Here is a 7,936-nt window from a genome sequence, read left to right as displayed (position 1 = left end):
CCCCGAGCCCCGCCCACGGTCCGATCGGCAGTGCGTCGAGGTTGCGGGTCGCGAGGACCGAGAGGCCGGCCGACGTGGGCGAGACGCGCTGGGCCTTCTCCACCCAGTCGGGGTCCGCCAACATGCCGGCCACCAAAGGGAATCCGTACAGGAGGACGAGGACCCCGGTGAGCGTGCCCGCCGTGTCCCGCAGCGCCGCGCCGAGGCCGAGACCGATCAGGGCGACGCACACGAAGTAGAGGACGGCGCCAACAGCGGCCCGCAGCGTGGGCCCGTCCGTCAGGCTGATCGGCGGATAGCCGGTCTCGGTGGTGAACCCGGCGTCGAGGACCAGCATCCGGCCCGCGTACAGCGACCCGAGCACCGAGACCGCTCCCGTGAGCGCCGCGAGCCCGGCCACGACCACGGCCTTGGCGGCGAGCATCCGCAGCCGGGACGGTATCGCCGTGAGGGTCGGGCGGATGGTCCCCGTGCCGTACTCCGAGGTGACCGTGAGCACCCCGAACACGGCCATGGCAGCCTGCCCCACCCACACCCCGGTCAGGCTGAGCTCGACCGTGTCCTCGTCGCAGGTGCGCCGCTCAAGACAGTCGCCGACCGAGAGCGCCCCGGAGGTCAGCGCCCCGACGCCGACCGTGCACACGACGATGGCGATCAGCAGCCACCAAGTGCTGGGCAGCGTACGGAGTTTCGTCCACTCGGCGCGCACCGTGTCGGTCATCCGCGCCGCGCCCCGGCCGGTCACGGGCGCCTCAGCGGTCACCAGGGCCTCAGGCATCCCGCCTCCGTACCCGCCAGATCGCGAGCGCGAGCACGGCCACCGCGTACAGGAACAGGGTGGCGATGCCGAGCCAGGGCCCCTGCGGATAGCAGCCTTCCTCGGGCAGGCACATGCGTGCCACATGGTCGTAGCGCGTCGCGGTCTCCTGGATCGCGAAGCCGGCGAGCGGGGTGACCTGTTGCAGGAACTGCGCGAATCCGATCGGCAGCGCGGTCACCAGGATCAGCGGCGCCACGAACAGGACCACGACGGTCGTGATCGCCGCGGCGGTGTGCCGCAGCAGCGCACCGAGCCCGAGCGCGAGCACCGCGATCAGGGCGAGCAGCACGGCCGAGCCGACGACGGCACGGAGCACCGGCCCGTCGGTGAGGCTCACTTCGGGGAACTGAGGTGGCTTGTGGCCATTGGAGCGCAGGATCGGCTGCGCGATCAGGAAGGACGCGACGGTCGCGACCAGAGCGGCGACGAAGGTGACGGCGCCGACGACCACGGCCTTGGCGAGCAGCACCCTCCCGCGGCGCGGGCTCGCCGCGAAGGTCGTACGGATCATGCCGCGCCGGTACTCGGCGGTGATGAACAGGACGCCGAGCGCCCCGATGAGGACGAGGCCGAGCTGGGTGCCGCTCAGGCTCATCATGGCGAGGTCGCCGTGCTGCGTCGCGGGCGCGATGTCCCCGGAGCCGGTGACGGTGAACGTGCCGCCCGATTCGCTCGATCCGCTCTCGCCGGCCGGGGGTTCACCGATGTCCGTGTGCTGCCAGCCGCCCTGGGCGCCGGTGACGGTGACCTGGTCGAACGTGGCGGTGGACCGCGTGGGCCGGTCGCCGATGGAGGCCGCGCCGAACTGCCGGTCGAGCTCGGTGACCGTCGGAGAGGCGACGAACATGCCGACCTGCACCGTCCCGGTCAGCCCCGGCACCTGCGCGGTGGCGACCTTCGTCCACTCCTTGCCGTCCGCCGACTGGTACCCGGTCAGGTTCGTGCCGTCCCTGGTCAGCCGCAGCCAGCGCGGCTCGTCGGCGGAGGCGGCGCCGCCGGAGGTGTCGTGCACGAAGTCGTGCTGCATCCGCACGCCGTGCTCGGGCGTGAGCATCATCGCGGCATACGAGGCCCCCTGGGCGTCGCTCTTCTTGACGAGCACCCCCGCCTTGGCCCACTCGGGCGTGACCGAGGTGTCGGTACGGAAGTCCGCGATCCGGACCGTGACGGTGCCGTCGGCGGGCAGGTTCCGGTGGACGTAGCGGAACGAGTCGAGGATCTGTTCGCCGCCGGGCCCGGTGGGCGCGGGCGGCCGGTCGCCGCCGCCGAGCTGCACGCTCGAACTGCTCGCGGTGAACAGGGAGATGAGCACGGTCACGAGCACCGCGCCGAGCAGCGTGAGATTCCACCGCCGTACGGTCCGCAGCTTGGTCCACTCGGCGCGAAGCAGCTGCGCGAATCCGTCGCGGCCCGCCGGCACCGCGCTGGAGCGGTACGGCGTGACGGGCGGTGTCTGTGTGGCGGTCATCGCACGCCCTCCTCGTCGGCCTCGTCGAGCGGCGCGGCCGCGAACTCCAGGGCGTCGCCGGTCAGTTCCATATAGGCCTCTTCGAGCGAGGCCCGGTGCGCCGAGATCTCGGAGAACGGCACCCCCGCCCCGCTGAGCAGTTGCACCACCTTCTCCGCGTCGGGCCCGGACACGGTGAGTGTGTCCCGCCCGGTCGCCGCGACCGTGGCCCCCGCGGTGGCGAGCACGGTCATCGCCTCCGTACGGGCGCTCGTGCGCAGGGCGACCCGGTCCGCGGACGCGGCGGCGAGCAGCTCGCGCACGCTGGTGTCGGCGATGACCCGGCCGCGCCCGATCACCACCAAGTGGTCGGCGCTGTCCTCGAGTTCACTCATCAGATGACTGGAGACCAGGACCGTGCGCCCCTCGCGGGCGAGCGAGCGCAGGAAGCCGCGGATCCAGCGGATGCCCTCGGGGTCGAGCCCGTTGACGGGCTCGTCGAAGAGCAGCACGGGCGGGTCGCCGAGCAGCGCGCCCGCGATCCCGAGCCGCTGCCGCATCCCGAGCGAGTAGCCGCCGGCCCGGCGGCGGGCGGCGGAGGCGAGGCCCACCAGTTCGAGGACCTCGTCGACCCGCCGTACCGGAATACGGTGCGAGTGCGCGAGCCACAGAAGGTGGTCGCGGCCGCGCCGGCTGGGGTGCACGGCGGCCGCGTCCAGCATGGCGCCGACCTCGTGGAGCGGGGTGCGCAGCGCGTGATAGCGCCGGCCGCCGATCAGTGCCTCGCCGTCGTCGGCCCCGTCGAGGCCGAGCATGATCCGCATGGTGGTCGACTTGCCGGCGCCGTTCGGCCCGACGAACCCCGTGACCTGCCCCGGGGTGACCGTGAAGGAGAGCCCGTCGAGTGCTGTGACGGGCCCGAACCGCTTGTGCAGTCCGCGCACCTGGACGGTGCCGTCATTGCTGTCCATGAGCAATGAGGCTAGGGACGGCCCGGCCGCCGGTCGTCACGCCATGGAGCAGTCTTCGTATCCCCCACGTGAGGGACTCCGTGGGGGCCCTTCTCGGTGACAATGACCAGGTGAACGCCATACCGGCCCGGAAGCTGCGGGCCCTGTCCGCCGCACCGGCCGCCCCGACGCTCACCGCTGCCGTGCTCACGGCGGCGGCCACGGCGGAACTCGCCGTACGGGGCTATCCCGACCGGCTGCCGATCGCGCTGATCCTCGCGCTCGCGACGACCCTGTCCATCGCCGCCGTACGCGTGCAGCCCTTCTGGGCGGCGCTCGTCGCCTCGGCGTCGGCGCTGCTCGCGCTCGCTCCGTACCACGTGTTCACCGCCGGGGGCCTGCCCGCGCTCCTCGTCTGCCTCTACACCCTGGGCCGCCACGGCCCGCGCCTGCCCGCCACGCTTTTGCCCCTGCCTTTCCTCGGATACGCGGTGGCAGGCCTCGGCGACCGCCAGATCACCGTCCTCGTCTGCCTGAGCGCCATGGCCGCGGCGGCGACGGGTCTCGCGCGCCGGGCCCTGAACGAGGCGCGGGCGCACAGCGCGACCGAGCGGGCCATCGCCGAGACGCTCCAGGAACATGCGGCCCGCGGCGAACGGGCCCGTATCGCGCGGGAGTTGCACGATGTGGTGGCCCACCACATCTCGATGATCGCCGTCCAGGCGGAGACGGCCCGGCTCACCACGGCCGGTATGCCGCCGGCCGGCGCGGAGCGGCTGCTCGCGATCGGTGACACGGCGCGCACCGCGCTGACCGAGATGCGCCGGTTGCTCGGTGTGCTGCGCGAGGACTCGGGGGCCGAGCCGACCCGGCGCCCGCAGCCGGGCCTTCAGGAGCTGGCCGAGCTGGTCGACGAGGCGCGTGACGCGGGCGGCGGCGCGGCCCGGCTGATCGTCAGCGGCCGGATCCGTCCGCTGGACCAGGGCGTGGAGCTCACCGCGTACCGCATCGTGCAGGAGGCCCTCACCAACGCCCGCCGCCACGCGCCGGGCGCGGCCGTGGACGTGACGCTCCACTACAGCCCCGGCGAACTGCGGCTGCGCATCCGCGACAACGGCCCCGGTCCTGAGGCCTCCGTCCCGCAGGGCAGCCACGGTCTGACCGGGATGCGGGAACGCGCCACGATGGTCGGCGGAAAGCTGGAGTCGGGGCCGGCGCTCGGCGGCGGCTTCCACGTCGCGGTGACGCTGCCGACGCCGTCCACGACAGAGGCTCCCGACGAGGAGACGTCATGAGCGAGCAGCCCCTGCGCCTGGTCATCGCCGACGATCACGAACTCGTCCGCGCCGGCTACGCCGGACTCCTCGCCACCCAGAGCGACTTCGAGGTGGCCGGTACGGCGAAGGACGGCGCCGAGGCCGTCCGTATCTGCCGTGAACTCACCCCTGACCTGGTCCTCATGGACGTCCGGATGCCGGTGATGGACGGGATCGAGGCGACGGCGCGGCTCGCCGACACCGGCATCCGCGTCCTGATGCTCACCACCTTCGACCTCGACGAGCATGTGTACGACGCGCTGGGCGCCGGAGCGGGCGGCTTTCTGCTCAAGGACGTCACCGCCGAGAAGCTCTTCGACGCGGTACGGGTGGTCGCGGCCGGCGAGGCCCTGCTCGCGCCGACCGTGACGCGCCGGCTGATCGCGGAGTTCGCCCGGCTGCGCCCCTCGGCCCGCCCGGCCGCCGACCTCGCGGCACTCACCCCGCGCGAGACCCAGGTCCTGCGACTGATCGCCGAGGGTCTGTCCAACCCGGAGATCGCGGCCCGGCTGCATGTCAGCGAGGAGACCGTGAAGACCCACGTCAGCCGGGTCCTGGCCAAGCTGGGCCTGCGCGACCGTACGCAGGCGGTCGTGGCCGCGTACGAATCGGGCCTGGTCATCCCCGGCGGGCGCTGAGCGCGGGCAACATCCGCTCCCGGTTACTGCGTTCGGGCTGAACCGCTCGCGCCGCGCGCCCGTTCGGGCCTCACCCGTCCGCCGGTCATTAATGATGATCTTTCATACCGGGTGCTGCTCGTGCGCCCTTCGGAGTTGTCAGGAGTCGTCACGTTGAGCGCACGTATCCGGACCTTGGGCACCGTCTCCGTGGCCACCGCCGCACTGCTCCTCGCGGCGGCCGCGCACTCCCCCGGCACCGGCGCCGCACCGAGCGGCCCGGGCTTCGCCCCGCGGTTCCCCGTCGACGCCCTGCTCACCGCATCGGCCCCGCGTGACTCCCAACTCCGCGTGGACAAAAAGGGGTTGTGCCACGCACCGGGCGGCGGCCGCGTCTGCCTGGTCAGCCACCCGGGCGCCGCCACCTGGACCGTGGCAATGCAGGAGGGCCGCAAGAGGATCAAGCAGCCGGTGGCCCTGTCGGGCCCGCTCGCCCTGACGATGCGGGCCAACGGGCACATCACCGATGTCTCGGTGACCGGCCCGCGCGGCGGCGCGCTCGGCGGAAGCCTCAGCGCCGACGGCCGCACCTGGCGCTCCACCTGGGCGGTGCCGGCCGGTTTCCGCTACCGCGCGACGGTACGGACCGAAACGCCGTCCGGCGCGCCCGTCGTCTCGACGCTGCACTTCCGAACCGCCGCGCCCCAAGGCCGCCGCCTCACCGCCGAGTTCGGCCCGAAGGCCGGTACGTACGGCGTGGGCCAGCCCGTCACGGCCACCCTCAACCGCCCCGTACCCGCCAAGCAGGCGGACGCCCGCGCGCGGATCGAGCGGGCCCTGCGGGTGAGCTCGTCGCCGCAGGTCGAGGGTGCCTGGTACTGGGTGGACGACCAGAACCTGCACTACCGCCCGCGCTCCTTCTGGCCCGCGCAGACCGAGATCACGGTGCGCAGCGCACTCGACGGCGTGAACATCGGCGACGGGGTGTACGGAGCGGGCTCCAAGCCGCTGACCATCCGGATCGGCGACCGTATCGAGGCGATCACCGACGCGTCCACGCACACCATGACCGTGCTGCGCAACGGCGAGGAGGTCCGCACCATCCCGGTGACCACCGGCAAGGCCGGCTACCGCACCCGCAACGGCATCAAGACCGTGCTCGCCAAGGAGCGGCTCGTTCGGATGCGCGGCGAGGGCATCGGCATCGGCCGTGGCAGCAGCGACTACTTCGACCTCAAGGTCAACTACGCGACCCGCGTCACCTGGAGCGGCGAGTACGTGCACGCCGCCCCGTGGTCGGTCGGTTCGCACGGCGTGGCCAACGTCAGCCACGGCTGTACGGGGATGAGCATGTCCAACGCCGCGTGGTTCTTCGACCTGGTGCGCCCCGGTGACATCGTCCAGGTGGTCAACAGTCTGGGCGAGGACATGACGCCGTTCGACAACGGGTACGGCGACTGGAACCTCTCCTGGAAGAAGTGGCGCAAGGGCTCCACGGTGCACGCCAAGAACAGGGTCCCGGCGGCCCCGCGGCTGGCTCCGATCGCCTGAGGGCCCCGCCGGCGCTCAGACGCCGACGATCAACTCCTGGAAGGGCTCCGCCGATTCGGTCCCGTAGCGGCCGAAGGGTGCGTCGAAGTTCCACACCAGGAACAGCAGGAAGACGATCAGCGCGCTGAACACCCCGGCGAGCAGCAGCTCACGCGCCGAGCGCCGGATCTGCAGCGTGAAGATCAGCCCGACGATCACCACCCCGCCCGCGACCAGACCGAACCACACCACGCCCGGCAGGGTCGGTTCGGCGGCGCTCACCCGTACGTGCCGGGCGTCGTCGGCGATGGCGATCTGGTCGAGCAGCGGCTGATAGGCCTGCGCCTGCAGATCGGAGGCCGGTTCCTGCCGCGTGATGTCGCCGCGTACCTCCGAGAGCAGTACGGCGCCGTGCGCCGAGGGAGCGGCGCCCGAGGTCAGTTGAGGCCATTCGCTGCGCACGGTGTGGGCGGCGTACGCGGCGACCTGGTCGCGGATCCGGTCGCGCACCTCGGGCGGATAGACCTCGACCCGCTGTGTCACCTCGTACAGCGCCTGCGCCTCGCGCCGTACGGAGTCCTCCGCGGCTCCCCTGGCCTCCCAGACCCCGGCGATCGCGAGGCCGAGCACGATCGCGTAGACCACGCCGACCATCATCACCATGTACTCGATGACATCGGGTGTCTGCGAGGTGTCGTCCTCGGCGGCCGGCTTGCTGCGGTGCCGCAGCATCGGCACGGCGACGACCACGGCACACACGAGGACCATGGCGAGAGCGAGGACCAGCCATTCGGACACGGGGCAACTCCTGGGGTACGGGCGGAACTTGAGGCATGTGTGCGGACGTACGGGCGAGCGCTCAGGCCCGTGACGAGCGGCCCCGGCCGCCGGGCCTGAGGGCCGCGGCCGCGAGGACGGCCGGTGCGGTGACGACGGTCATCAGCGTCACGGTCGAGAAGCCCCCGGGCACGGGGCGTTTGATCAGGGCCGAGCGGTAGGGGCGTACGGGGAAGGTGGGCCCGGGCGCCATGTGCGGTGGAGGCGGGGCGAGTTCGGCGGGTGCGGGCTGCTCGGCGGCCGGTGCATCGGGAGGGCGCACCGAGGGCGCGGGAGCGACCGGGGCCGGCACCGTTCGCGCCGGCTGCTCGCGTTCACCGGGCTGCTCCCGCTCACGGGGCGGCCCGGGTGCCGGCCGCCCGGGTGCCGGCGGCCCGGCGGCGGGCGGAGGCACGGGGACGGGACGTTCGGGAGCGGGC

Annotated in this window: 7 protein-coding genes and 1 pseudogene; 3 read left to right on the top strand and 5 right to left on the bottom strand. The window is 72.7% G+C overall.

The window, feature by feature from the left end; genetic code table 11:
* The 3 genes from G6045_RS37590 to G6045_RS37580 all read right to left on the bottom strand — a co-directional run.
* On the bottom strand, window positions 1-778 hold a 778-nt coding region (locus tag G6045_RS37590; protein ID WP_165336727.1), incomplete at its 3' end, for an ABC transporter permease.
* Window positions 771-2,288: an ABC transporter permease subunit gene (locus G6045_RS37585; RefSeq protein WP_165336726.1), complete on the bottom strand. Its 1,518-nt coding sequence runs from the start codon at window positions 2,286-2,288 to the stop codon at window positions 771-773. The genes G6045_RS37585 and G6045_RS37590, both read right to left, overlap by 8 nt.
* A complete protein-coding gene (locus tag G6045_RS37580; RefSeq protein WP_165336725.1) occupies window positions 2,285-3,238 on the bottom strand; it encodes an ABC transporter ATP-binding protein in 954 nt (317 codons plus the stop codon). Before G6045_RS37580 ends, G6045_RS37585 begins: the two co-directional genes overlap by 4 nt.
* Before the next feature lie 110 nt (window positions 3,239-3,348).
* On the opposite strand from G6045_RS37580, the gene G6045_RS37575 reads away from it, so the two are divergent.
* The 3 genes from G6045_RS37575 (at window position 3,349) to G6045_RS37565 (ending at window position 6,701) form a co-directional block, all read left to right on the top strand.
* Complete coding sequence (locus G6045_RS37575) at window positions 3,349-4,512, top strand: sensor histidine kinase (protein ID WP_328708051.1); 1,164 nt, start codon at window positions 3,349-3,351, stop codon at window positions 4,510-4,512.
* A complete protein-coding gene (locus tag G6045_RS37570; RefSeq protein WP_165336723.1) occupies window positions 4,509-5,171 on the top strand; it encodes a response regulator in 663 nt (220 codons plus the stop codon). Before G6045_RS37575 ends, G6045_RS37570 begins: the two co-directional genes overlap by 4 nt.
* Window positions 5,172-5,324: 153 nt before the next feature.
* Window positions 5,325-6,701: a L,D-transpeptidase gene (locus tag G6045_RS37565; protein WP_235968556.1), complete on the top strand. Its 1,377-nt coding sequence runs from the start codon at window positions 5,325-5,327 to the stop codon at window positions 6,699-6,701.
* A 15-nt stretch (window positions 6,702-6,716) separates the two neighbouring features.
* Here the strand turns inward: G6045_RS37565 and G6045_RS37560 are convergent, their stop codons facing one another.
* The gene (locus G6045_RS37560) at window positions 6,717-7,478 is read right to left on the bottom strand and encodes a bestrophin-like domain (protein WP_165336722.1); all 762 of its coding nucleotides are present in this window, start codon (window positions 7,476-7,478) and stop codon (window positions 6,717-6,719) included.
* Between the two features lie 61 nt (window positions 7,479-7,539).
* A pseudogene (locus G6045_RS41015) lies at window positions 7,540-7,936 on the bottom strand (hypothetical protein); the annotation flags it as partial.

This window comes from Streptomyces mesophilus (genome assembly GCF_011044995.1).
GTDB classification, from domain to species: domain Bacteria; phylum Actinomycetota; class Actinomycetes; order Streptomycetales; family Streptomycetaceae; genus Streptomyces; species Streptomyces mesophilus.
The sequence above is the reverse complement of the archived record's forward strand: the minus strand, read 5'-3'. Positions and strand labels throughout refer to the sequence as shown.